Source organism: Kitasatospora sp. NPDC127121, assembly GCF_042677305.1.
Classification (GTDB): domain Bacteria; phylum Actinomycetota; class Actinomycetes; order Streptomycetales; family Streptomycetaceae; genus Kitasatospora.
In genome coordinates this window covers 16,959-39,065 of the sequence record NZ_JBHXTQ010000084.1, presented here as the reverse complement: position 1 = coordinate 39,065, position 22,107 = coordinate 16,959, and the positions used below count along the sequence as shown (strand labels likewise).

Sequence of the window (22,107 nt, the reverse complement as noted above, 5' to 3'; positions counted from 1 at the left end):
CTCTGCCCCCCTACTCGGCCGGGGGTGGCTACCGTACCGCCCCGGCGGCGTGACCGCCCCCCCCGGGCCCGCCTGCCCCACCACGGGGGGCGCGGCCGGGGGCGTTCCCGGATCGATGAGCCTGGCTAATCGACGGATGAGCTCATCGATCTTGTTCCGCCCTCGGCGCGGCTGATGGGCTGGCCCCATGACCGACGCCGACACCCTCGCGCCCCCGGCCGCCCCCGGCAGCCCGCCCCGCTGGGCACCGATCACCGCCGTGGCCCTCGCCACCTTCACCGTGGTCTCCGCCGAGATGATGCCCGTGGGGCTGCTGACCCCCGTCTCGAAGACCCTCGGCGTCTCCGACGGCGTCACCGGGCTCTCCCTGACCATCACCGGGCTCCTCGCCGCCGTCCTGTCCCCGTTCGTTCCCGCGCTCACCGGGCTCCGGGACCGCAAGCACGTGCTGATCGCCTTCATGCTGCTGCTGTCGCTGGCCAACGCGCTCACCGCGCTCGCCCCCAGCTACCCAGTACTGGCCGCCGCCCGCGTCCTGCTCGGCCTCGCGATGGGCGTCGTGTGGGGCATCACCGCGGGGCTGGGCCCACGCCTCGCCGACGGGCCGCGGATCGCCCTCGCCACCACGCTGATCTTCTCCGGCGTCTCCATCGCCTCGGTGCTCGGCGTCCCCCTCGGCACCTACCTCGCGGCACTGCTCGGCTGGCGCTCCGCGTTCTGGGCCCTCGCCCTGCTCGGCGCGGTGTCCGCCGCCGTCCTCGCCCGCACGCTCCCCGCCCTCCCCGTCCACGAGCGCGGCCGGCTCGACCGGATCGCGGACGCGCTGCGCAACCGGGGCGTCGCCGCCGGACTCGCCGTCACGGCGCTGGTCGTGCTCGGCCACTTCACCGGCTACACGTATGTACGGCCGGTGCTCGAACTCGACGCAGGCCTGAGCAGCGGCGTCATCGCCGCCTGCCTGCTGGTCTACGGACTGGCCGGCGTCGCCGGGAACTTCACCCTCGGCCCGCTGGCCGGCCGGCACCCCAAGGCGGCCGTGGCCACCGCCCTCGCGGGCGTCGCGCTCGCCACCGCCCTGCTGCCGCTCCTCACCGGGAGCGTGGTGGCGGTGCTGCTCGCGCTCGTCGTCTGGGGCGCCTCGTACGGCGGGGTCTCGATCTCCACCCAGACCTGGGTCCGGATCGCCGACCCCGCCCGGATCGAGGCCTCGGCGGCGCTGTGGGCGGGCGTGTTCAACGCGAGCATCGCGCTGGGCTCGCTCGCCGGCGGGCTGGTCATCGACCGGGCCGGGACCCACGCCGTGCTCCTCACGGCGGCGCTGATCACGGCGGCCGGACTGCTGCTCGCCGCCGTCACGCGCCCACGGCGGTGAGCGCCCGTACGAAGGCCCCGGCCAGCGGGTGCGGCCGCCGCTCGCCCTGCACCACCAGCAGCGTGGACGGTTCCAGGCCCGGCACCGGCAGATAGCGGATGTCCGGCCGCTGGACGTACGCCGTGCTCGCCTCGCACAGCAGCAGCCCCAGGCGGGTGCTGGCCACCGTCGACAGCCCCTCCTGGAGCGTGGCCGCGCCCGCCGGGTAGGCCAGTTCCCGCCCGTCCGGCGCCTGCCGCGGGGCGTTCACCCGGCGCCAGTAGTCCGGGGCGGGCCCCCGCGGTTCGATCAGCGCCAGCCCGGCCAGTTCGTCCGTGGAGACGCTCGCCGCCCCGGCCAGGCGGTGCCCGGCGGAGAGGGCGACGTACATCGGCTGCCGCGAGAACTCCAGCAGCACCCGCAGGCCGTCCTCCCGGCACGGGGACAGCACGATGGCCAGGTCGATCTCACCCCGGCCCAGGTGCGAGAACGGATCCCCCCAGGACAGTTCGACGAGCTGGGCCGCGCCCTCCGGAAGGCCCGCGATCGCCCTGGCCACCGGCTCGTACACGGCGCACTGGAACCCCAGGCGCAGCGGCCGGTCCGTCGAGGCGGCCCGGGCGCGGGCCGCCTCGAAGCCCTCCCGGAGCCGGTCGACGGCGGGCACCACCTGCTCGGCCAGCTCGCGCCCCAGCTCGGTCAACTCGACCCGCCGGCTGGTCCGTTCGAACACCGGGGCGCCGACCCGGCCCTCCAGCCGCTTGATCAGCTGGGAGACCCGGCCCTGCGAGACGCCCAGGAGCTGCGCCGTCCGCCCGAAGTGCAACTGGCGCACCAGGACGGAGAAGCACTCCAGTTCCTGGAGCGGCAGCTCCGGGAGCACGGGGCCTGGCGTCGTCCGATCCACCCCGGCAGTCTAGGGCGCGTCCTCGGTGTTCTGACCCGTGAGGTCGGGAACGCCACAGGCCAGCGCCGCGCGCAGCTCGGCGGCCGGGTCGCCCGCGTGGTACGGGCGTTCGCTCTCCTCGATGTGGTCCAGGAACTCCTGGTAGCGCAGCGCGTAGGACAGGTGGTACAGCGGTTCGACCAGCTCCAGCGCGCGCCACGGCCGGGATCCGGGCGCGTGCTCGCTCCAGGCCTTCAGCCAGACCTCGACGAGGTGCTGCCAGCGCTCCGGCGAGAGGTAGGCGCGCGGGCGCAGCCCGTCCAGGGCGGGGTGGCCGAGGTAGGAGTCGGCGTAGTCGACGACCACCGGACGCTTGCCGTCGGAGCGCCAGTTGCCGGGGTGGAAGTCGCCGTGCACCAGGGTCTCGGGGAGGCCGCAGGCCGCCAACTCCTCCAGCAGAGCGGGGAGTTCGGCGACCAGTCGGCGGACGCCGGCCAGTTCCCCGGGCGTCAGGTCGGTCTCGCCGGGGAGCCGGTCGAGCAGCGCCTGCGCCTGGGCGAGCAGGGTGCGGGGCGTCCGGTCGCGCAGCCCGGCCGTCGCCGCGCGCCCGTCGGCGGCCAGCGCCGCCTGGGCGGCGACCAGCCGGGGCACCACCTCCTCGACGGTGTCGAGGGACGGCGACCAGCAGTCCTCGCCGGGCACGTGGTCCAGCAGCAGCCGCCCGCCCGCCGGGTCGGCGGCCAGCACCGGCGGCACGAGCCCCGGGTCGACGCTGCCGAGCAGCGCGATCACCTCGCCCTCCCGGGCGTTGAAGGCGGGCGTCGTGGTCTTCAGCCAGGCGTCGCGGCCGGTGGCCGTCGGGAGGCGGACGAGGCCCGACAGGTTCCACGTCCGGATCTGCCGCGCCGGGCCGGCGACCGGACGGCCGACCCCGGCCAGCTCCGCCTCCGCCCAGGCCAGCGCCTCCCCCAGCCCGGCCGGCGTGGCCCAGGCCGCGCGGCGCTCGGCGGGGCCGAGCAGCGCGGCCGTCCCGGCGTCCAGCGGCCTGGCTTCGACGGCCGTCGGCCGCTCCAGCGCCTCGGCGTGGTAGCACACCTGCCCGCCGTGCCCGCCGCGCCCGCCCTGCTCGCTCCGCCCCTCCACCAGCCGCAGCACCAGCACCGGCACCCCGGCGAGTTCGGCCGCCCGCGCTCCCACCCCGTCCACCGACGACCACCACCCGCCCGCCGCCTCGAACGGGCCCACGGGGCCGAAGTACTCGCCCCCGTGGGTGAGATGGACCGTGACGGTGCGTTCGTTCGCTCGCTGCATCCGGGCAGCTTCGCCCACCCGGGCCCCGTATGCGAGCGAATTTCCGGACGCCTCGGGCCGGGACCGGGCCGGGACCGGGCCGGGACCGGGCCGGGACCGGGCCGATCGCGTTCGCGTTCGCGTTCGCGCTACGGGATCGCCACCGCCGCGCCGGACACCCGGATCCGGCTGTCCGCCGTCCGCAGTTCGACGTGGAGCACGCCCGGGCGGCCCAGGTCCTCGCCCTGGTGGAGGGTCAGCACCGTCGGGGCCGCCGCCGCGCCCTGCTCCCGCAGGTAGGCGCCGAAGGCGGCCGCGGCGGCGCCGGTGGCCGGGTCCTCGACGACGCCGCCGACCGGGAAGGGGTTGCGGACGTGGAAGACGTCCCGGGCCTCGCGCCAGACGAGTTGGAGGGTCACCAGGTCGCGGGCCCGGGTGTAGGCGGCGAGGCCGTCGAAGTCGTAGTCGAGGCGGGCCAGGCGGTCGCGGGTGGCGGCGGCGAGGACGAGGTGGCGGGCGCCGGCGTAGGCGATCCGGGGCGGCAGGGCCGGGTCGAGGTCGGTGCGGGCCCAGCCGAGCAGGGCGAGGACCTCGTCGACGTCGGCGTCGGTCACGTCCTCCACCTGCGGCTCGACACTGGTCAGGGTGGCGCGCAGGACGCCCTCCGCGTCCTGGTCGACCTGTACGGGGACTTCGCCCGCGGCCGTCGTGAAGACGTAGTGCCCGGGGCCGGTGCGGGCGGCGAGCGCGACGGCGGAGGCGACCGTGGCGTGGCCGCAGAACGGCACCTCGGTGAGCGGGCTGAAGTACCGGACTCCGTAGGCGCCTTCGGCCGCTCCCGCGGTCAGGAAGGCCGTCTCGGAGTAGCCGAGCTCGGCGGCGATGGCGAGCATCCGCTCGTCGGTCAGGCCTGCGGCGTCGAGTACGACGCCCGCCGGGTTGCCGCCCTCGGGGCGGGTGGTGAAGGCGGCGTAGCGCAGGATGCGGGGTGAGGCGTCGTCGGTCATGCCCGGACGAACGCGTTCCGCTCCCCCGCTGTTCCCGCTCACCTGTTGCCGGTTCGCCGGCCCGCCGGTCACCACGACACCGCTCACCGCAGCAACGCCTCCAGGAAGTCCGAACCGAGCCGGGCGCTGCCCGGAAGGTCGAGCTGGTAGAGCATGTACCGCCCGCGCCGCTGGGTGATGAGCAGCCCCGCCTTGCGCAGGACGGCCAGGTGCCGGGACACCTCGGGCGCGCTGAGCTGCCAGGTGGTGGCGAGTTCGCCGGTGGTGTGCGCGCCGCGGGCCATGGTGCGGGCCAGGCGCAGCCGGACGGGGTGGGCGAGGGCCTCCAGCCGCTGCTGGACGAGGGCCAACGAGACGGGTTCGGGGATGCCCGCCTCGGCGACGGGGTACTGGAGGACGGGACGCCAGCCGGGGGTGTACACCACCACGAGGTGGGGCCGGCCGAAGGCGGTGGGGATGAGGGTGACGCCGCCGCCGTCGGTGCCGCTGGTGGCGTTGTCCTGGAGCTTGTCGATGACGATCCGCCGCCGCCCGTCGGCGCTCTGGTCGAGGGTGACGGAGGGTGAGACCGCGGCCAGCGCCTCGGCGGGGCCGCGCCGGGCCAGCAGGTCGGCCTTGCGCCGGGCGTCGGCGGCCAGGGCGGGCAGGACGCGCTGCCAGGCGTCGGCGAAGAACGCCGACTCGCAGTCCTCCAGCATCCGCCGGACGAGGGCCCGGACGGCGGGCGGGTCGGCGAGCAGCCGGTCCGCGAAGGCGGCCTGCCGGGGGCCCCGGGCGAGCGCGAGTTCGCGGGCCCGCTCGTTGGCCACCGGGTCGGTGAGCGGGGAGGACACCCGGCGGGCCGGCCGGGAGGAGCCGCAGGTGGTGACGAGGGCGGCGGCGACGTACAGCTCGTCGTCCATCCGGTCGACGGCGTCGAGCTCGTCGGCCAGGGTGGCGCCGGGCAGGCCGGGGACGAGGAAGTCGGCGCGGGAGGAGCGCCAGAGGAAGTCGGCCTCCAGCAGCCGCTCGGACAGCACCGGCGGGATCGTCGCGGCGGTGCTGGACGCCCAGCCGTGCAGCGCGGGGTGGTGCGCGGGCTCGGCGAGGACGTCCAGCATCGCGGTCAGCTCGCCCAGCGGGGACGGCGTGAAGAGCAGGCGCTCGTCGGGCAGGCCGGTGATGTCGATGGTCACGGTCATGCGCCCGCCGTGCTCCTCCCGGCAGGGGCGTCCGCCCACCCGCGCCTCTTGGTGATCGGTTCGCTCACGACGGCGATCCTGCCACCCGCCCGGATCCGCTCCCGCGTCGATTGACGGTTAGCGTCAATCGACGTGCCCGGCGGGCCGGGCAGGGCGGACGGTACCGGCCATGAGCCTGATCCAGGAGAAGTCCGTCCATGACCACGCCGCCGCCCGCGACCACACCGCCGCCCGCGACGGCCGGCCGCCGGCCCCGCCGATCGGTACGAGCCGCCGGGGCCCGTTCACGCTGCTGCGGCTGCTGACCGCCGCGGGCGGGCCCCGGTACGCGGCCGCGCTGGTGGTGGACGCGGTGGGCTCCGGCCTGCTGCGGCCGTTCCTGCTGCTGTACGGGATCGGGGTGCTGCACCTGGGCGCGGCGGCGGCGGGGCTGGCGATGTCGGCGGGGATGGTGGCGGGCCTGCTGGTGATGCCGCTGACCGGCCGGTGGATCGACCGCGGCGCCCGGACCCTCCCGGCGGCGGCCACCTTGGCGGTGCGGGCGGCGGGCGCGCTGGCGCTGCTGGTCGCGGACGGCCTGCCGGGGTTCGTGGCGGCGTCGGTGCTGATCGGGGTGGGCAGCCAGTCCTGGCCGACCACGCACGCGGCGGTGGTCAGCACGCTGACCGAGGGCCGGCTGCGGGACGCCGCGCTGGCGGCCGGGCGGTCGCTGCGCAACGCGGGGCTGGGCGCGGGGGCGCTGCTGGCCACGCTGGTGGTGACCGGCGGGGCGGGCGCGATCCGGGTGCTGGCCGGGGCGACGGGCGCGGCCTGCCTGGCCGCCGCCGCGCTGGTGCTGTCGCTGCGGGTGCGCGCGCCACACCGGGCCGCCGACCGGGCGGTGGACGTGCGGGAGCAGGGCGAGTCGCTGCGGCGGATCAGCCTGCTGAGCCTCGCCAACCTGCCGTACGCGTTCTGCTTCGACGTGCTGGAGGTGGCGCTGCCGGCGCTGCTGGTGCTGCACCTGCACGCCTCCCCGGCGTGGTCGTCGGGAGTGTTCGTGGGCAACACCGTGCTGGTGGTCGCGCTGCAGCTGGTGCTGGTGCTGCGGCTCGCGGACCGTTCGCGGCGGGCCGTGCTGGCCGCCTCGGGGGTGACGCTGGCCCTGGCCTACCTGGGGTACTGGGCGGTCGGGTCGCTGGGCGGCACGGCGGGCGCGGCGGGCGCCGCGGCGGTCTCGGTGGTGTTCACGCTGGGCGAGATCCTCTACACCGGTGCGGGGACGGCCCTGGTGACGGCCGCCGCCCCACCACACCTGCTGGGGCGGGCGCTGGCACGCTGGGAGCTCTCCTCGGGCGTGGGCCGGGCGGCGGCGCCGGCGACGCTGATGGCGCTGCTGGCGGCCGGTCCGGGGGTGCTGTGGCCGGTGCTGGCCGGGGCGACCCTGCTGGGGGCGCTGGCGGTGCTGCGACTGGCCCCGACGACGTGAGCCCCCGGCGCGGTTCGGATCGGGCCCGGTCCCACCCCCGCCCCTCCTCCGGATGCGGAGCGCACCCGCAAGGCCGATGCTGGCGGCGAGGCGTGCTCGGCAGGAGGAAGGACAACAGACCCATGAGTGCTCTCGACTTCGAGATCATCGACAGCCCCGACAGCTCGCTCAACAAGACCTCCGTCCTGGTCACCGGCCCGCAGGACGCCCTGCTGGTGGACGCCGGGTTCACCCGCTCCGACGGCCGCCGGCTGGTGGAGCGGATCCGCGCCGCCGGCAAGCGGCTGGCAGCGGTCTTCGTCAGCCACGGGGACCCGGACTTCTACTTCGGCGCCCAGGAGGTCCAGGACGCCTTCCCGGAGGCACGGTTCCTGGCCACCGCCTCCACCGTCGAGCACATCCAGGAGACGTTCGAGGGCAAGCTCAAGGCCTGGGCCCACCTCGGCCCCGAGCTGCCCACCCGGCTGGTCCGCCCCGAGGTGCTGCACGGGGACGAACTCGTCTTCGAGGGGCACCGGTTCGAGCTGCGCGGCGCCGACTTCCACCTGCCCGACCGGCACTACCTCTGGCAGCACCACCACCACGCCGTACTCGGCGGCGTGCTGCTCTTCGAGGGCCTGCACGTGTGGACGGCCGACACCCCCGAACAGGCCCAACGCGCCGCCTGGATCGACCTGTTGGACGGGATCGAGGCGCTCGAACCGCAGTTCGTCGCGGCCGGCCACCGCACCGCCGGCGCGGCCACCGACCTCACCTCCGTCCGCCACACCCGGGACTACCTGCGCGCCTTCGAGACCGAGATCGGCCGGGCCCCGGACGCGACCGCCGCGAAGGAGGCGCTGGAACGGCGCTTCCCCGACCTGGGGCTGAAGATCGCCGTCGACCTCGGCACCAAGGTCGCCATGGGCGAGATGGCCTGGGGCTGAGCGACGATGATCGAGATCCCGAGGGACACCGCCTCGTTCGCCGAGTCCTCCGCCCCGGCCGACGTGGTCCGCCGCCAGTACCTGGCCTCCGCCCACGGCGACCTGGCCGCCCTGCGCGCCACGCTCGCCGACGACGTGGAGTGGACCGAGATGGCCGGCTTCCCGCTGGCCGGCACCTACCGCACCCCGAAGGGCGTCACCGCCAACGTCATGGAGCGCCTGGCCGCCGCCTGGGAGAACTGGACGGCGCACGACGACACCTACGTGGTCGACGGCGAGAACGTGGTGGTGCTGGCCCGCTACACGGCCGTGCACAAGGCCACCGGAAAGCCGCTCGCGGTGCGGGTCGCCCACCACTTCACGGTGCGCGGCGGCCGGATCGTCCGCTTCGAGCAGTTCGCCGACACCGCGCTGGTCCGGGAGGCGATGACCCCGTAGCGAGCCCCGTAGCGGATTCCTTGACCGCCCCCGTAGCGGTTCGCGCACCGGACTCGCGCACCGGATCGCGTTCACCCGTACGGGGGAGCGCGGCGCGGCGCGCCCGGCACGGCCTCGACACGCCACCCGGACGGCGGCAGGCTGGCCCCTGATTCCGGCCGGAGAGCGAGGAGTTCAGCATGGGCACGGGCACGGCGGGAACAGCGGGAACGGCGGAGGGCGGCGGGCGCGAGCGGCCGATCGTGATCGTCGGGGCGTCCCTGGGCGGCGCGAAGGCCGCCCAGGCGCTGCGCGAGGCCGGGTACCGGGGCGGCATCGTCCTGATCGGCGACGAACACGACCGCCCGTACGAGCGGCCGCCGCTGTCGAAGGGGTACCTGCTCGGCAAGACGCCCCGGGAGAAGATCTACGTCCACCCGCCGCAGTGGTACGGGGAGCAGGACGTCACGCTGCGGCTGGGCACGGCGGTGGCCGCGATCGACCCGGCCGGACACACCGTGACGCTCACCGACGACGGCCAGGTCGAGTACGCCAAACTGCTGCTCACCACCGGCTCGACCCCACGCCGGCTGCCGGTGCCGGGCGCGGACCAGGACGGCGTGCTCTACCTGCGCCGGGTCGAGGACAGCGACCGGATCAAGGCCGCGCTGCGCCCCGGCGCCCGGGTCGCGGTGATCGGCGCGGGCTGGATCGGCCTGGAGGTGGCGGCCGCGGCCCGGGAGGCCGGCGCCGAGGTGACGGTGCTGGAGGCCGCCGAACTGCCGCTGCTGCGGGTGCTGGGCCGGGAGGTGGCGCAGGTCTTCGCCGATCTGCACCGCGACCACGGCGTCCAGCTGCGGTTCGGCGTCGAGGTCACCGAACTGACCGGCTCCGGCGGCACGGTGAGCGGCGTGCGGCTGGGCGACGGCACCACGGTGCCGGCCGACGCGGTGGTGGTCGGCATCGGCATCACCCCGGCGACCGGCCTGGCCGAGGCCGCCGGGCTGGAGATCGACAACGGCATCAAGACCGACCAGCAGCTGCGCACTTCGGACCCGGACGTCTACGCGGCCGGCGACGTCGCCAACGCCTACCACCCGCTGTTCGACACGCACCTGCGGGTCGAACACTGGGCCAACGCCGTCAACCAGCCGCAGACCGCCGCCCGCGCAATGCTCGGGCACCCGGACGCGGTGTACGACCGGATCCCGTACTTCTTCAGCGACCAGTACGACGTTGGCCTGGAGTACGTCGGCTACGTCGAACCGGACGGCTACGACCAGGTGGTGTTCCGGGGCGACCCGGCCACCCGCGAGTTCATCGCCTTCTGGCTGACCGGCGGCCGGGTGCTGGCGGGCATGAACGTCAACGTCTGGGACGTCACCGACCCGATCCGCGAACTCGTGCGCTCCGGCCGGACGGTGGACCCGAAGGCCCTGGCCGACCCGGACACCCCGCTCGGCAAGATCTGACACAGGGACGAACACTCGCCGTCCGCACCACCACGCGGATCGTCCGCCTCTGACCCCCCCAACGCAACGATGCCCCTCCCCGTTTCGGGGAGGGGCATCTGAAGTCAGTCCCTCAGCACTGGGGGAGGCCGTTGCTGCCTCGCGCGTGCCACAGGTCATAGTTGTCGACATATGCGCCATACACATAGTCGTTGAAGTATTGCCGACCGATAGACCCGTAGTAGTACTCGGTGTTGATGTAATACCAAACGTCGCCCTGCTGGGCGATGTCCTCACCAACCGCCCAGCAGCGGACGTTCACAAAATCCCCGGGGGCAAGGTCACGGTGGATGTCCTTGTTGGCCGTCCAGGGCGACCAGTACAGCCCCACATGGTGGGTCGTCTTCAGGGTGACCGGGTAGTCCCCGGTGTCCGCGTGGGCGGGTCCGGTCGTCAGCGCGAGCCCTCCGGCTGCCAGAGCGCCGGCCACGGCAGTCCGCACCAGGCGCTGCCTCAGGTTCCGTTTCATTCTGGTCCCCCCGTGAAGATCGGTGCCGACGCCGCTGATGCCACCAGCCTCAACGCTGAGCTTGGCAGCTTGCCCGCCATCCGACAACGGCCAGTTCCCGCCAACCCCAAAGCAGTTGTGACAACCAATCCTCACGCATGTCACGGGCCCGGCAGACCATCTGATCCAGGACGTAGAGAAGCTCCTCCCCCCAGATAGGGGGAGGGACCCCTTTCGTGTTTCAGGCCGGCTTTCGGTGCCTGCCAACCGAATTCTTACGGGCTGGCGGTGGCGTTCCTTGAATCACCCCGTCACCCGAGATGCCGTGCAGAAACCTCTGAGCGCTCGCGTAGTTCTCGGCGTAGCCCTCAGGAGTCCACTGGTAGCCGTCCCAGCGGAGGAGGAGGCGAGGAAGGTCCGGGTGGAGGTGAGAGGGCCGGTTCTCGTGACCGACGATGACAGCCTTCAACTGACCCACCGGGCGCAGGTGTCGATCGCGTCGCTCCGCCCACTGTGACAGCGATTCGTCGTCCATCCAGGCGTTCCTTCACTCGGGGTAGTTCGCCAACCAGGCTACCGGCGGTCCTGCTGAGCAGCTGTCGATGATCAAGTCAGGCTGTGCTGCCAGCGAAGCGCCGGGTTGTCGGCGATCCAATAGATGTGGGCGTCCTCGGTGATGCGGAGCTGCACCGCGGTGATGCATGGTTTTCCCGCGTCCCCCCATGCCAGAAGCTGTCCTGGTCGTGGCCCTGGTCGTTCTTCGAGTCCTGGTTCGTGGTGGTGTTGGTCTCGGTTCCCGCGCTGGTACCGTGCCTGCCCATCTCAACCACCAGGCCGGCGCTGTCGTGGAACACGCCGAGCTGCGTCACCGGGTCGATGGTGACGGTGGAGAACGGGAGGCGCACGGAGGCCGAGTACGGCGCGAGCCGACCGGCGCCCCACGGGCGGGAAGTAATGGCGGGCAGCGTTGCGGTGTCGTTCACAAACACTCCTCACGTTGCGTTGCGGCGCACATGCTGAACATTGCGGTGATGCCGCCCCTCCAGCTCCATCAACTACCCGACCCGGAGGGAGCGTTTGGGGCGCGTGCCAGTGCGAACACTGGCTCCCGCCCCCGGGGTCGCCGGGGGCGGGAGTTTCAGGCCCGTCCAGGTTGTCCGCGTGACCATCTAGCGCGGGCCAGAACGGGGGTTCCGGTCAGAGGAGGTCAGGACTCCACCGGCCGGTGATTAAGGGGACGGCCGCTCCCCGCCAGAAGGGGGTGACTGGCGGGGAGCGGTGTGGCTCGACGAGGGCCCGGCACCAACACGCCCTCGGAGCCGACCGGCAGGGAAGTAGGCCCGCCGGTACTCACCCGTCCGCGGCCGTCTTTCGCGGACGGGCGTTGAACCCCGTCGTCGCAGACGATGAGCACTCACGCTGCGACGACGGGAGCCTGTCAGTCCGGCGGGTCCGGTTCCCACCCGCACCACACGCCGGCCGGAGAGATACATCGAAGGTCACACTGAGCGGCAGTCATGACATCAACTCGACGTTCATTCAAGGAGATTCACCTCTTCGCCACACGAGGGCGAGGGCGCATCGCGGGTCGGAGCGGCGGCGATGCCCCCGCCAAGGCGGCCGTTGCGGCGGCCAGTTCGACGGTCACGAGAGCGGCCGGCGGCGCGGGTTGCACCCGGCGCCGGGCGCGATCTCCCGGGGGTCGCACTGCCGCAACTGGTCCGGCCTGGTCGTCCACTCCTGTCCCCCGCCGATCGGCCTCAGGAAGGCCGCCCCGCAGAGGATCTCCATGAAGACCCCCTCTCGGGGCTTGCCGTCGGCGTCACGGTGCTTCAGGTCCCGCACCACCTCGTTGCGAACGAAGTCGGGCAGCGTGGATTTCGAGTCTTCGGACATGGAGGGCTCCGATCCGTAGTGCGATGACTACTCAGGGGCACCAACTGTCCTCTAGGCTTGACGGGTGTTCAACCTGACGGATCTGCTTGCTGAGTAGAAAGTTTGGCCCATGAACAGGTCTGAGCTAGACCCCGCCGCCTCCCCCCAGGCCAAGTTCGGCGCGTTCCTCCGCAGTTCGCGCGAGGAACGGCGGTGGACACAGAAGGACGTGGCAGAGATGATCGGCTGTTCCCCAACCCACATCTCGCATCTGGAAAATGGTCACCGACGCCCGACTCCACGCGTGGCACGGCAACTTGACACCGCATTTGGGATGGATCGAGTCTTCACCAATAAGGCGCTTGAGGTCGAGTCTTCGACTCTGCTTGAGGGGTTCCCGGCATACGTGGCCAAGGAATCGAAGGCTCGAGAGCTTCGGCTGTTCACCTTGGGCATCGTGCCGGGGGTACTTCAAACCATGGAGTACGCACGGGCCATTGCAGCGGCAGCCGTAGACCGAGGCAGCATCACAGAGGATCAGGCCGCCGAACGGGTGCGATATCTTGAGCGTCGACAAGCGAAGTTGAACCGTGAGCCTCCGCCCGTGATCCACGCCGTCCTGGATGAGAGCTGCCTCCGTCGGCCGGTCGGCGGCGATGCGGTGATGGCAGCCCAGTTTGACCGTCTGCTCAGCTTTGCCCGCCTGCCGCACACCGTGCTTCAGGTCGCCCCGTTCTGCATAGGGGAGGCCAGGGCTTTCGATCTCCCCGTGTACATCCTCACCCTGGCTGACCGCTCCCTGATGTCGTACGCCGAGAGTGCCCAGCAAGGGAACCTGGAGCGGGACAGCGACGCTGTACAGCCCATGCTCACGACCTACTATCAACTACAGGCCCGAGCACTCTCGCAGGATGCGTCCGTGGCCCTGATCACGCAGCTAAGAGAGGATCTACCGTGACCGCCGAGCCTCAGTGGTTCAAGTCTTCGTACAGCAGCAACGGCGGCGAGTGCGTCGAGGTAGCCGGGAACCTGGTCGCAGAGGGTGCCGTTCCCGTCCGCGACTCCAAGGACCCCGAGGGGCCTGCTCTCATGTTCCCGGCTTCGGCTTGGTCGTCCTTCGTCGCTGCCGTCCGTACCGGCGAGTTCGGCGACGTCTGACGTACGCGCGCTGCCCCGAGACCCCGCCACTCCTTTCCGGAGTGGCGGGGTCTCCTGGCTGACCGCTCCCTGATGAAGATGTTGAAAGCGCGCCCGGCTCGGGCAGCCGGAGCAAGATCTTCAAGAGGCTTCCAGGGATCCGGCCAATGGCTTCGGGTCAGGTCCGCTTGCGGCTCGCGATCTCGTCAGCGAGCTGCTGCACGTGGGCGGGGTCCGCGTCCCGGGCAAGGGCGACGTAGTGGTCCATGACGGCCGGCCGGTAGCGCACGGGGAACGTCTGTCCCGGGGCGAGTCGGGTGAGCTCGGTGATCGTGAGGTTTTCGTCCGCGATACCGCGGAACGAGATACCGCTGGCGGTCTCCACGTCGAGCATCAGGACCACGCGTGGATTGCTGTTGACCTCCCGCCAGTCGACGAGAACGCCGAGCGCAAGCGCCCCCGTACGCAGTTCCGCATTGCGCTTGCGTGCATCACTGCTCAGCAACGGGTTCGGGGCGACGCCCGGGAAGTCGGGCCCGACACCGAGCGATTCCCGACTCAGGTCGGGCCTGAGCTGCGCCATCATGTCGTTGAGCTTCTTCCGCGAACCGAACATCCTGGCCCCTCCCTCACACCGGTGCCGGAATCTCGGCCTGGCGCTTCGCCTTCACTGCGATTGTACGTCGCGGCCATTCCCGGCCTCCGGCGCATCGCCCCGTCCCGGTGTTGTCCCCGTCCGCGATTCCAAGGACCCCGAGGGCCCGGCCCTCGCCTTCTCCCCCGATGGCTTCGCGGCCTTCGTTGCCGCCGTCCGTACCGGCGAGTTCGGCGACGTCTGACGTACACGCGCCGCCCTGAGGGCCCCGTCACCCCTTTTCCGGAGTGGCGGGGCTCCACCGTGAACTGGGTGGGTTCCAGGCGTCAGGAGTGCCTGCGGTCGGCAATACTGGGGTGTCCGGGGGCGATTCGGACAGGGAGGCGCGGTGGGCGGGACGGCCGGATTCGCCGTGGTGGTGTTCGGCGGCCTGGGCGGCGTGGTCGCCTACCTCGCCGGGGTGGTCGGGCTGCGCGACCTGCGGCGGCTGCGCCGGGTCGGCGTCCCGGCCCAGGCCCTGGTGCGCGCCCGCGTCCCCGCCCCGGAGGACCGCGCGCTGCCACCGCGCCCGCTGCTGCAGTTCGAGACCGAGGACGGCCGGGTGGTGGAGGTCTTCTCGCCCGTCCCGTCCACCCCACGCCACCCGCTGCCGGACGGCGGCCACGTGCAGGTCCGCTACGACCCGGCCGACCCCCGGCAGGTCCTGGTGGACGGCCGCGAACGCAGGCCCCTGGAGTACGGCTTCGTGGCGCTCGGGCTGCTGATGGTGCTGGTCGCGATCACGCTGGCGGTCGCCGTCCTGTGAGGCTGCCCGATAGTTGCGACGTTCATCAGAACCGAGTCGTGGGGCGGGCCCGGCGCCGTTGCCGGCTCAGGTGATGACGGTGGTGGCGGCCGTGGTGGCGATGGTGACGGCCGCGATGGCGGCCACGGCGGCCTGCATGTTCCGGATCGCCTGGCCGACGGACTCGCCCGCCCAGTCGCCCTCGGCGATCTCCGCGAAGCGCGGCTCGACCTGCTTGCGGGGCTGCTCCGGGAAGGCCACCTTGTACAGGCGGGCGGTATGCAGGAGGGCGATCAACGTGGCGGTGCGGACGTCCGGTTCGGCGCCGTCCAGGACCACGGCGGCCAGGCGTGCGCGCAGGGCGCGCTCGACGGAGCCGTCCGCCTCCGGGTAGCGGCGGACCGGGAAGAGGCCGAGGGCGCGGTGGCGCTCCTCGACGACCAGGCCGCGCTCGCACAGCCGCTGGACGGTGTCCCGGATCGCCGTCGGCTGGTCCTTGGCCAGCCACTCGGCCGGCTTGGCCTTTCCGGCGCCCTTGCGCTCCGCCCACTCGGCGAGCCGGTCGAGACGCCCGTCGAGCAGGGGCTCGCCGGTCGGCGTGCGGTCGGTGACGGTCAGCCGACCGTCGTCCACCACGACCCGCCCGGCCAGCGCGAGGTCCGCGAGGAACCCGCCCGCCACCGCCCAGCCGGCGGTCGTACCCGCCTTCGCAGCACCGGACTTGTCGTCCAGCGACAACAGCATCAGCTCCTCGGCGAGGGTGACGTGCATGCTCCATTCCTTTCGCGGATCAGAGGCGATCACAGGCAACCGGCAACTACCAGCGGTACCCATCGGGCTCCCCCGCTTCCCCTGCCGTCCGGCGCGGCGGCTCGGCGGCGCGCCTTCGTGCCGCGCGCGGCGTGGTCGAGCCGGTTCCGCGGCACCGCCGAAACACCGGCGCTCCGGCGGTTCGACCACGGTATTCCGGCGCTCCGTCGCCGGCCGGAACAGCCGGGGCGAATATGACGCCCAGTCATCGGAAAGTCACGCATTTCCATGGTCGGCGCGCACCCGCGATATTCGCGGCCCGATTCCCACGGACGGATCCCCGTAGTCGGTTCGTCACGCCCCGCATTCGCTCCGTCCGGAATTCCACGCGTGAAACGCGGCCCGCGCGGGCCTTCCGGGCGGGCCTTCGGGCAGCCCTTCAGGCAGGGCTTCCGGGCGGGCCTTCCGGACGGGGCGCGGAGACCCGGGCCGCCGGCCCGCCCTCGGCTAGACGTCGAGAGCGGCCTCGATGCGCTTGAGACCGTGCCGGGCGAGCGCAAGGTTGCCGCGCGAGCGGTCCAGCGCCAGGTAGAGGAAGAGCGAGCCGTGACTGCGGGTCAGCGGGCGGATCAGGTGGTACTGGGTGCCGAGGGTGATCAGGATGTCCTCGATGACATCGTCGATCGACAGCGCGGCCAGGGCGCGTATCTTCGCACGAACGACCTCGGTGTTGGCGGCGGCCGCAATCTCCAGGTCGAGCTGCTGCCCCCCGCCGAGGGACCCGAGTGACATACCGCTCTCGTAGTCGGCCACGGCCACTCCGATGGCCCCCTCGATGGCCATCGCGTCCTTGAGTGCGTCGTCAATGTTCATGCGCTGTTCGTCCTTTGCGTGACTTCCGGGCAGAACTCCCGTGTGCAGGAACAAAATAGCAAGAAGTCGCCGGTTGTGGTCGCCTCGTGAAAATGATGGAATAAAGTACGCTACCGGGGTTCAGAACGTGAAGGGGTACTGGTGCGCGCACTCGAAGCTTCTCTCTCCGATGTGCTCGGCTCCCCCGGAGTGGTCGGTGCCGCGCTCGTCGACGCCGTCACGGGTCTCAGCTACCAGTCCGCCGGGGACCACCGGCTGCTCGGGACCGGGGCCGAACTCGCCGAGCTGACCAACCTGATCGGCGAGCGGCTGTACGAGGCAGGGGCGGAGAGCGAGTTGGAGAGCCTGGTGGTCACCAGCACCCGTCATCACCAGGTCGTCCAGGTGGTGTCCCGAATGGGCGACCCCCTGCTGCTGGCCACCGTGCTGGACCGGGAACGGACCAACCTGGCGCTGGCCGTCCGCCAGACCGCCGACCGCGCGCAGGACTTGCTGGCATGACCGACCCGTCCCACGACACGGCGCCGCCCGCCATGCCCGCAGTTCCCACGACGCCGGCTCCGCCCACCGCGCGCAACGTGCCCGCGCTGCTGCTCGCGCTGCGCCGGACGGAGTTCACCGGCTCGGTCACCGTCTCCAGCGCACCGGGCGGCACGATCCACCTGGAGCAGGGTCTGGTCGCCGCGATCGAGACCCCCGGGGCCCCGACCGCCGCGACCCTGCTGCTGAAGTCCCGGCGCGTCGGCGAGGAGGAGTGGGCGTCCGCCGAGACGGCCGCGTCCGTCGGCCGGCCGGCCGACGCTCCCCCGACCTGGGGCGGCGACCTCGGCGCGGCCCTGGTGGCTCAGGGGTCGATCGGCGCCGCCGAGCTCGAAGCCGTCTGCGCCGCCGCCGCCTTCGACGGGGCCTTCGCCCTGGTGCTGAGCCCGCCCGGCAGTTGGGAGACGGCCGAGGCGGCGCCGCCTGCCAGGATCGCGCTGCGCCCGGGCATCGAGCCGGAGCAGCTCTTCGAGGAGACCGCCCGGCGGACGGCCCTGCTGACCCGCCTCTGGGGACCGCCCGGCGAACTGGCCCGCATCCGGATCCGTCCTGCCGCCCGGGCCGAATCCGGCGCGCTGCGGATCCCGGTCCGCTACCGGGAGATCCTGGCCGCCGCCACCGGCCGCCGCACCGCGCGCGACCTCGGCTTCGCCCTGGGACGCGGTGTGTTCGCGGTGCTCCTCGACGTCGTACGGATGGACGCCCGGCACCTGCTCCACCGGGAACCGGCGCACCCCACTCCCCTGGCACCGAGCGTGGCCCCGCGCATGCCGACGGGCGAACCGCCGCCGGCCGACACCGGGCCGCTGCCGCGCCGCGTCCGCAGCGGACGCGGCGCGGGTGGTCCGGGCGGCCCCGGCGGCCTGCCCACCCGATCCGAGGGAGCGGCGGCCGCTTCCGAGGGTCCACCGAACGCACACCGCGCCGAACACACCGCGCGTACCGAGACGACCGAGCAGAGCGAGAAGAGCGCACCATGAGCAGCCAGACACCGACCGCCGTGCTGGTCGACGAGTTGAAGTCCCTCCGCGACCGGGTCATGGGCATCTCGGAGAGTGTCATCTCCACCACTGACGGCCTGCTGGTGGCCGCCGACACGGCCGCCGTCCACCCCGAGTCGGCCGCCGCCCTGTCGGCCGCCATGCTCGGCCTCGGCCGGCGCACCGCGGCCGAGGTCGGCGTGGGCGGCCTGCGCGACGTGGTCACCCGCTGCAACAGCGGCTACGTCGTGGTGCTGGCGATCGGGGAGCAGGCGCTGCTGATGATCCTGGGAGACGAGGGCCTCGACGTCGCCGGCCTGCACCGCGAGTCGCCCGCCACGGTCCGCCGCCTGAGCGAGTTGCTCGGGATGGTCCCCGCGGTCTAGGGGCTCTCTTTCGGATCACGCCGGGCGAGCGACGCCGGAGCACGCACCTCGCCGCGTTGTCGTCGGTCGCCGATACTCCGCATGGACTCCCTCCTCCGCCTTGCGATGCACGCACTCCGACGCCGCGCGCTGATCCGACGTGATCCGAAAGAGAGCCCCTAGTCCCAACGCCGTTCAGTAGTAATCAGGGGCGATCGAGCCGATCTCCGCACAGGGCCTCGACCAGCCGCCGGGCCCGGGTCTCCTCCGAGAGGAGCGTCTCCACCAGCGGCCCGGTTCCCTGCCTGTCCGTGGCGCCGGAGAGGTAGGCCTCGACCGCTCGTGGGTCGGCCGCGAGCGGCACCCGACCGGCGGTGAGCGCGGCGTGGGCCCGGGCGTAGTCCAGGCCGAGCCGGGCCAGCCGCACCCCGCCCGCGTGCCGCTCGGCCGGGTCCGCGCCGCCCTCGCCGGCCAACTGCGGGTGCCGGCAAGCCACTTCGTGCACGGCGAGAACGGCCAGCAGCACGTGCTCGGTGCCGGGCGCACGGCGACCGAGGCGCTGCGCCTGCCCGTCGACCTCCAGCCGGACCCAGGCCATCGGCGCGACCGCGATGTTCATCTTGGCGAAGCCGGGCACCAGCAGCCGCTTCCAGCGCGGCAGCCGGTACGGCGTGCGGCCGAGCAGCGCGTCCCGGGTGGGGCGCAGCAGCGGGTCGAGGTCGTCCAGATCATCGGGGGCGCCGGGGCCGTCCGGCGCCCCGAGGCCGACGGGCGCCGCCAGCCGCTCCAGCACCGCTCCCGGCGCGACGCCCGCCGCGTGCAGCAGTTCGGCGGCCCGGGCGTGCGGATCGGCGAGCAGGGCGCGCAACAGGTGTTCGGCGCTGAACTTCCGCTCGCCGTCCTGCCGGGCCCGCTCCATGGCGCCGGCCAGGGCGCGGGCGGCGGCGCCGCTGAGCAGCAGGCCGCGCTCCCCGGTCGGGCCGAGCACGTCGCGGGCCGGCACGCTCGCACCGGCCCCGTCGTCCGAGCCCCAGCGTGCCGTGTCGACCCCACCCTGGCGGTCGCGCAGGACGGCGAGCAGGGCGGTCGCGGTCGCCCCGGCGGCCGACAGGGCCTCACCGGCCGGGCCCTTCGCCCCGGCGACGGCGGCCAGCAGGTGTTCCGTCCCGAGGCGGCCGTCACCCCCGCCGCGTGCGCCCCGGGCCGCGCCCAGGACGCCGAGCGTGCGCCAGTCCGGTTCCAGCGTCGTCTCCATCCGGCCCCTCCCACCACGATGCTTTGCCCGAACTATATGCCTGCTTTGCTCGCCCTTTACACGTGACTGCGCGTCAAGGAAACGTCAGAACCGGCCGGTTCTGGACTCAGGGCGCGGAGGCCGGGTCGGCGGCGCTCACCGGGACGTCCGGGTGGCGGAACCAGGACCCCTGCACCAGCCGCTGCACCAGCATCAGCACCGCGCCGAGCAGCAGCGCGCCCAGCCCGATCACCGTCACCCCGCCGACCCGGCCGATGCCCGGCAGGTCGATCGAGGTGGCGCCGTAGTCCGGGTCGGCGTAGACGTCGAAGGCGCCGTAGGCGAAGAAGTACAGCAGCATCAGGCCGCCGGCCAGCGGCAGCACGCCCTTGAAGACGAAGTCCCGGACGCTGCGGGTGAGGACCCGGCGGTAGTACCAGACGCAGGCGAAACCGGTCAGGCCGTAGTAGAAGGCGATGCCGAGGCCGACCGAGGCGATCGAGTCGGCCAGCACGTTGCCGCTGATCGCGGTGAGCAGGACGTAGAAGGCGATCGACGCCAGGCCCATGGCGACCGTCGACCAGGTCGGGGTGCGGTGGCGCGGGTGCACCCGGGCGAAGCCGGTCGGGATGGCCCGGTGGGTGGCCATCGAGAAGGTGGTGCGGGCGGTGGGCAGGATCGTCGTCTGGGTGGAGGCGGCGGCCGAGGTCAGCACCATCAGGATCAGCAGCCGGCTGAGCACCGCGCCGATCCCGGTGGTGCCGAACACCGCGTCACCCAGGCCGGACAGCACGTCCCCCGAGTGCGCCGGGTTGCCGAGCCCGATGCCGTCCGTACCGACCCCGGCGAAGGACTGCGCCGAGGTCGCGACCAGGACGTAGATGAGGAGCAGCAGCACGGTGGAGATGACGGCCGCGCGGCCGGGGGTGCGGGCGGAGTCGGCGGTCTCCTCGTTGACGGACACGGCGGTGTCCCAGCCCCAGTAGATGAAGACCGCGGCCAGCATGCCGGCGGTGAACGCCGAGGTCGAGGGCACGTTGAACGGGTTGAACCAGGACGCGTCGACGGGGATGGCCGTCGGGGGCGCGGCGGAGCCGTACGCCTTGACGAGCGCGGTGAGCGAGAAGGCGACCAGCATCACCACCTCGACGGCCAGCAGCCAGCGCTGGAGGGTCGCGGACAGCTCGATGCCGATGTAGCAGATCGCGGTCATCAGGACGATCCACAGCACCCCGGCGCTGGTCGTCCACACCCGGCTGTCCGCGAGCGAGTCCAGGCCGACCAGCCGGAAGCCGTACACCCCGGCGATCTGCGCCAGGTTGGCCATCACGATGACGTCGGCGACGACGATGCCCCAGCCGCCCATCCAGCCGGTGCGCGGGCCGAACGCCCGGGCGGCCCAGGTGAAGGTGGTGCCGCAGTCCGGGTCGGCGGCGTTGAGCTCCTTGTAGGCGTAGGCGATCAGCAGCATCGGGATGAACGCCAGGACGGTGACGACGGGCGCCTGGAGGCCGACCCCGACCACGACGATGCCGAGGGTCGCGGCCAGGCTGTAGGCGGGGGCGGTGGAGGCGAGGCCGATGCACACCGAGGACAGCAGGCCCAGGGCGCCGGTCTTCAGGCCCTTCTCGCCCGCACCGGAACCCGTCGGACGGTCGCTCGGACCGCCGGTCGGGGGGCTGGTCGGGGACGCCGGCACTGGCCCCACCCCCTTGAGTGCGCAGCGGGGGCCGCGAGGACCGATCTGGTCGTCTCAGCGTAACGCCGCCCTCGACGGGCGGCCCGGGGACGGCGAGCGGGCAGCCCGGCGGCCTGGGCGCAGGGTTGCCGGGCTTCCGGACTTCCGGACTGGACGGACGACGCGCGGCGCGGGCCGTGGTGCGGTCGCGGCGGTGCCCGCCTCGCTCAGCGGGCCCACTGTCCGAACGGCGACCGCTCCGCCGCCACGGCGCCGCGCGCCTCCCACCTGTTTTCCACCGGTTGCCGAGGGCTCCGGAGTACCGGCCGGAGCCCTGGTCTCGGCGTGGTCCGCCCGCCGGCCCGAAGGCCGGTGAGGGACCGTCTGTGGGGTCTCACCCGAGTTGGTCGAGGCGCAGCCGCGCCACCCGGACCGTCCGGCGCGGCAGGGTCGTGGGCAGGGCCACCAGCAGGGCGGTGGCGGTGAACACCGCGAAGTGCGAGCCCTCCGTCCAGGGCCCGGCCCAGCCCAGTTCGCCGTGCCGGTGCTCGGCGAAGGCGTTGCAGCACAGCCAGGCCGCCAGTCCGATCAGCGGCGCCGCCCGGGGCCGGGAGAAGCCGCCGAGGATCGCGCACAGGCCGAGGTAGGCGACGTAGGCGAGCCCACCGGAGTGCAGTTCGCCGAGCCCGCCGAGGCCCATCGCCAGGACTCCGCCGGCGAGCAGGGCCACCGTGCCCGAGGTCGGGGCGGAGAGCCGCTCCAGGACCGGGTGGTAGCGCCGCCCGCCCGGCCGGGCCGCGTACATCCGCAC

At 73.0% G+C, this 22,107-nt stretch carries 25 protein-coding genes and 1 pseudogene; 12 read left to right on the top strand and 14 right to left on the bottom strand.

What is annotated here, in order from left to right; all coding sequences use genetic code 11:
- Positions 1-187: 187 nt before the first annotated feature.
- On the top strand, positions 188-1,372 hold the full coding sequence (locus ACFVHI_RS30955; protein WP_208869127.1) for an MFS transporter: 1,185 nt from the start codon (positions 188-190) through the stop codon (positions 1,370-1,372).
- Here ACFVHI_RS30955 and ACFVHI_RS30950 read toward each other — a convergent pair.
- From ACFVHI_RS30950 to ACFVHI_RS30935, 4 genes are all read right to left on the bottom strand, one after another.
- Positions 1,353-2,258 (bottom strand): LysR family transcriptional regulator, encoded by a 906-nt coding sequence (locus tag ACFVHI_RS30950; protein ID WP_063350530.1) that lies wholly within the window; start codon positions 2,256-2,258, stop codon positions 1,353-1,355. The two genes, ACFVHI_RS30955 and ACFVHI_RS30950, sit on opposite strands and share 20 nt — an antisense overlap.
- A 9-nt stretch (positions 2,259-2,267) precedes the next feature.
- Positions 2,268-3,548, bottom strand: coding sequence for an aminoglycoside phosphotransferase family protein (locus ACFVHI_RS30945; RefSeq protein WP_063350529.1), 1,281 nt, complete (start codon positions 3,546-3,548; stop codon positions 2,268-2,270).
- A 128-nt stretch (positions 3,549-3,676) separates the two neighbouring features.
- Complete coding sequence (locus ACFVHI_RS30940) at positions 3,677-4,534, bottom strand: PhzF family phenazine biosynthesis protein (protein WP_063350528.1); 858 nt, start codon at positions 4,532-4,534, stop codon at positions 3,677-3,679.
- An 83-nt stretch (positions 4,535-4,617) separates the two neighbouring features.
- Positions 4,618-5,715, bottom strand: coding sequence for a DUF5937 family protein (locus tag ACFVHI_RS30935; RefSeq protein ID WP_063350527.1), 1,098 nt, complete (start codon positions 5,713-5,715; stop codon positions 4,618-4,620).
- A 169-nt stretch (positions 5,716-5,884) separates the two neighbouring features.
- Between ACFVHI_RS30935 and ACFVHI_RS30930 the strand changes: the two genes are divergently transcribed.
- The 4 genes from ACFVHI_RS30930 to ACFVHI_RS30915 all read left to right on the top strand — a co-directional run bounded on the left by ACFVHI_RS30930 (position 5,885) and on the right by ACFVHI_RS30915 (position 9,998).
- Positions 5,885-7,183 carry an MFS transporter gene (locus ACFVHI_RS30930; RefSeq protein ID WP_079136116.1) on the top strand — a complete coding sequence of 433 codons (1,299 nt, stop codon included), beginning with the start codon at positions 5,885-5,887 and terminating at the stop codon, positions 7,181-7,183.
- 122 nt (positions 7,184-7,305) lie between these two features.
- A complete protein-coding gene (locus ACFVHI_RS30925; RefSeq protein ID WP_063350526.1) occupies positions 7,306-8,109 on the top strand; it encodes an MBL fold metallo-hydrolase in 804 nt (267 codons plus the stop codon).
- Positions 8,110-8,115: 6 nt separating this feature from the next.
- Positions 8,116-8,547 (top strand): nuclear transport factor 2 family protein, encoded by a 432-nt coding sequence (locus ACFVHI_RS30920; protein WP_063350525.1) that lies wholly within the window; start codon positions 8,116-8,118, stop codon positions 8,545-8,547.
- 179 nt (positions 8,548-8,726) lie between these two features.
- Positions 8,727-9,998: an NAD(P)/FAD-dependent oxidoreductase gene (locus tag ACFVHI_RS30915; protein WP_079136115.1), complete on the top strand. Its 1,272-nt coding sequence runs from the start codon at positions 8,727-8,729 to the stop codon at positions 9,996-9,998.
- Positions 9,999-10,110: 112 nt separating this feature from the next.
- Here ACFVHI_RS30915 and ACFVHI_RS30910 read toward each other — a convergent pair whose 3' ends face one another.
- The 4 genes from ACFVHI_RS30910 to ACFVHI_RS30895 all read right to left on the bottom strand — a co-directional run bounded on the left by ACFVHI_RS30910 (position 10,111) and on the right by ACFVHI_RS30895 (position 12,381).
- The gene (locus tag ACFVHI_RS30910; protein WP_159398563.1) at positions 10,111-10,506 is read right to left on the bottom strand and encodes a hypothetical protein; all 396 of its coding nucleotides are present in this window, start codon (positions 10,504-10,506) and stop codon (positions 10,111-10,113) included.
- Between the two features lie 220 nt (positions 10,507-10,726).
- Positions 10,727-11,020 carry a DUF6087 family protein gene (locus ACFVHI_RS30905; RefSeq protein WP_380344957.1) on the bottom strand — a complete coding sequence of 98 codons (294 nt, stop codon included), beginning with the start codon at positions 11,018-11,020 and terminating at the stop codon, positions 10,727-10,729.
- A 76-nt stretch (positions 11,021-11,096) separates the two neighbouring features.
- Positions 11,097-11,468: a putative ATP-grasp-modified RiPP gene (tgmA, locus tag ACFVHI_RS30900; protein WP_079136114.1), complete on the bottom strand. Its 372-nt coding sequence runs from the start codon at positions 11,466-11,468 to the stop codon at positions 11,097-11,099.
- A gap of 661 nt (positions 11,469-12,129) precedes the next feature.
- Entirely contained in the window at positions 12,130-12,381 is a 252-nt protein-coding gene (locus ACFVHI_RS30895) for a hypothetical protein (RefSeq protein ID WP_063350523.1), read from the bottom strand.
- A gap of 109 nt (positions 12,382-12,490) precedes the next feature.
- Between ACFVHI_RS30895 and ACFVHI_RS30890 the strand changes: the two genes are divergently transcribed.
- On the top strand, positions 12,491-13,318 hold the full coding sequence (locus tag ACFVHI_RS30890) for a Scr1 family TA system antitoxin-like transcriptional regulator (RefSeq protein WP_380344954.1): 828 nt from the start codon (positions 12,491-12,493) through the stop codon (positions 13,316-13,318).
- Entirely contained in the window at positions 13,315-13,518 is a 204-nt protein-coding gene (locus ACFVHI_RS30885) for a DUF397 domain-containing protein (protein ID WP_063350522.1), read from the top strand. Before ACFVHI_RS30890 ends, ACFVHI_RS30885 begins: the two co-directional genes overlap by 4 nt.
- 157 nt (positions 13,519-13,675) lie before the next feature.
- Here the strand turns inward: ACFVHI_RS30885 and ACFVHI_RS30880 are convergent, their stop codons facing one another.
- The gene (locus tag ACFVHI_RS30880) at positions 13,676-14,113 is read right to left on the bottom strand and encodes a hypothetical protein (protein WP_063350521.1); all 438 of its coding nucleotides are present in this window, start codon (positions 14,111-14,113) and stop codon (positions 13,676-13,678) included.
- Positions 14,114-14,219: 106 nt separating this feature from the next.
- Between ACFVHI_RS30880 and ACFVHI_RS30875 the strand changes: the two are divergent.
- Together ACFVHI_RS30875 and ACFVHI_RS30870 are read left to right on the top strand one after the other, a co-directional pair.
- Positions 14,220-14,336: pseudogene (locus ACFVHI_RS30875) on the top strand (DUF397 domain-containing protein); the annotation flags it as partial.
- 144 nt (positions 14,337-14,480) lie between these two features.
- Positions 14,481-14,897 carry a DUF3592 domain-containing protein gene (locus ACFVHI_RS30870; protein ID WP_244293541.1) on the top strand — a complete coding sequence of 139 codons (417 nt, stop codon included), beginning with the start codon at positions 14,481-14,483 and terminating at the stop codon, positions 14,895-14,897.
- Between the two features lie 66 nt (positions 14,898-14,963).
- Here the strand turns inward: ACFVHI_RS30870 and ACFVHI_RS30865 are convergent, their stop codons facing one another.
- Together ACFVHI_RS30865 and ACFVHI_RS30860 are read right to left on the bottom strand one after the other, a co-directional pair.
- Positions 14,964-15,647, bottom strand: a complete 684-nt coding sequence (locus ACFVHI_RS30865) for a GPP34 family phosphoprotein (protein ID WP_063350520.1) — start codon at positions 15,645-15,647, stop codon at positions 14,964-14,966.
- 486 nt (positions 15,648-16,133) lie between these two features.
- The gene (locus ACFVHI_RS30860; protein ID WP_063350519.1) at positions 16,134-16,499 is read right to left on the bottom strand and encodes a hypothetical protein; all 366 of its coding nucleotides are present in this window, start codon (positions 16,497-16,499) and stop codon (positions 16,134-16,136) included.
- Positions 16,500-16,640: 141 nt separating this feature from the next.
- Here ACFVHI_RS30860 and ACFVHI_RS30855 point away from each other — a divergent pair, with 141 nt between their 5' ends.
- From ACFVHI_RS30855 to ACFVHI_RS30845, 3 genes are read left to right on the top strand one after another with little or no spacing between them, the layout of a single operon-like run.
- Complete coding sequence (locus tag ACFVHI_RS30855; protein ID WP_063350518.1) at positions 16,641-17,000, top strand: hypothetical protein; 360 nt, start codon at positions 16,641-16,643, stop codon at positions 16,998-17,000.
- Positions 16,997-18,019: a hypothetical protein gene (locus tag ACFVHI_RS30850; RefSeq protein WP_063350517.1), complete on the top strand. Its 1,023-nt coding sequence runs from the start codon at positions 16,997-16,999 to the stop codon at positions 18,017-18,019. The genes ACFVHI_RS30855 and ACFVHI_RS30850 overlap by 4 nt, the downstream gene beginning before the upstream one ends.
- The gene (locus tag ACFVHI_RS30845) at positions 18,016-18,405 is read left to right on the top strand and encodes a roadblock/LC7 domain-containing protein (protein ID WP_063350516.1); all 390 of its coding nucleotides are present in this window, start codon (positions 18,016-18,018) and stop codon (positions 18,403-18,405) included. The genes ACFVHI_RS30850 and ACFVHI_RS30845 overlap by 4 nt, the downstream gene beginning before the upstream one ends.
- A 184-nt stretch (positions 18,406-18,589) precedes the next feature.
- Here ACFVHI_RS30845 and ACFVHI_RS30840 read toward each other — a convergent pair whose 3' ends face one another.
- The 3 genes from ACFVHI_RS30840 to ACFVHI_RS30830 form a co-directional block, all read right to left on the bottom strand.
- Positions 18,590-19,639, bottom strand: coding sequence for a Clp protease N-terminal domain-containing protein (locus ACFVHI_RS30840; RefSeq protein ID WP_063350515.1), 1,050 nt, complete (start codon positions 19,637-19,639; stop codon positions 18,590-18,592).
- 106 nt (positions 19,640-19,745) lie between these two features.
- A complete protein-coding gene (locus tag ACFVHI_RS30835; RefSeq protein ID WP_063350514.1) occupies positions 19,746-21,317 on the bottom strand; it encodes an APC family permease in 1,572 nt (523 codons plus the stop codon).
- A gap of 373 nt (positions 21,318-21,690) precedes the next feature.
- Positions 21,691-22,107 carry a hypothetical protein gene (locus tag ACFVHI_RS30830; RefSeq protein ID WP_159398562.1) on the bottom strand — a complete coding sequence of 139 codons (417 nt, stop codon included), beginning with the start codon at positions 22,105-22,107 and terminating at the stop codon, positions 21,691-21,693.

Coding starts and splice junctions, on each gene's coding strand:
- ACFVHI_RS30955 (WP_208869127.1), top strand. CDS start 188: ATGACCGACGCCGACACCCTCGCGCCCCCGGCCGCCCCCGGCAGCCCG.
- ACFVHI_RS30945 (WP_063350529.1), bottom strand. CDS start 3,548: ATGCAGCGAGCGAACGAACGCACCGTCACGGTCCATCTCACCCACGGG.
- ACFVHI_RS30940 (WP_063350528.1), bottom strand. CDS start 4,534: ATGACCGACGACGCCTCACCCCGCATCCTGCGCTACGCCGCCTTCACC.
- ACFVHI_RS30935 (WP_063350527.1), bottom strand. CDS start 5,715: ATGACCGTGACCATCGACATCACCGGCCTGCCCGACGAGCGCCTGCTC.
- ACFVHI_RS30930 (WP_079136116.1), top strand. CDS start 5,885: ATGAGCCTGATCCAGGAGAAGTCCGTCCATGACCACGCCGCCGCCCGC.
- ACFVHI_RS30925 (WP_063350526.1), top strand. CDS start 7,306: ATGAGTGCTCTCGACTTCGAGATCATCGACAGCCCCGACAGCTCGCTC.
- ACFVHI_RS30920 (WP_063350525.1), top strand. CDS start 8,116: ATGATCGAGATCCCGAGGGACACCGCCTCGTTCGCCGAGTCCTCCGCC.
- ACFVHI_RS30915 (WP_079136115.1), top strand. CDS start 8,727: ATGGGCACGGGCACGGCGGGAACAGCGGGAACGGCGGAGGGCGGCGGG.
- ACFVHI_RS30910 (WP_159398563.1), bottom strand. CDS start 10,506: ATGAAACGGAACCTGAGGCAGCGCCTGGTGCGGACTGCCGTGGCCGGC.
- ACFVHI_RS30905 (WP_380344957.1), bottom strand. CDS start 11,020: ATGGACGACGAATCGCTGTCACAGTGGGCGGAGCGACGCGATCGACAC.
- ACFVHI_RS30895 (WP_063350523.1), bottom strand. CDS start 12,381: ATGTCCGAAGACTCGAAATCCACGCTGCCCGACTTCGTTCGCAACGAG.
- ACFVHI_RS30890 (WP_380344954.1), top strand. CDS start 12,491: ATGAACAGGTCTGAGCTAGACCCCGCCGCCTCCCCCCAGGCCAAGTTC.
- ACFVHI_RS30880 (WP_063350521.1), bottom strand. CDS start 14,113: ATGTTCGGTTCGCGGAAGAAGCTCAACGACATGATGGCGCAGCTCAGG.
- ACFVHI_RS30865 (WP_063350520.1), bottom strand. CDS start 15,647: ATGCACGTCACCCTCGCCGAGGAGCTGATGCTGTTGTCGCTGGACGAC.
- ACFVHI_RS30860 (WP_063350519.1), bottom strand. CDS start 16,499: ATGAACATTGACGACGCACTCAAGGACGCGATGGCCATCGAGGGGGCC.
- ACFVHI_RS30850 (WP_063350517.1), top strand. CDS start 16,997: ATGACCGACCCGTCCCACGACACGGCGCCGCCCGCCATGCCCGCAGTT.
- ACFVHI_RS30845 (WP_063350516.1), top strand. CDS start 18,016: ATGAGCAGCCAGACACCGACCGCCGTGCTGGTCGACGAGTTGAAGTCC.
- ACFVHI_RS30840 (WP_063350515.1), bottom strand. CDS start 19,639: ATGGAGACGACGCTGGAACCGGACTGGCGCACGCTCGGCGTCCTGGGC.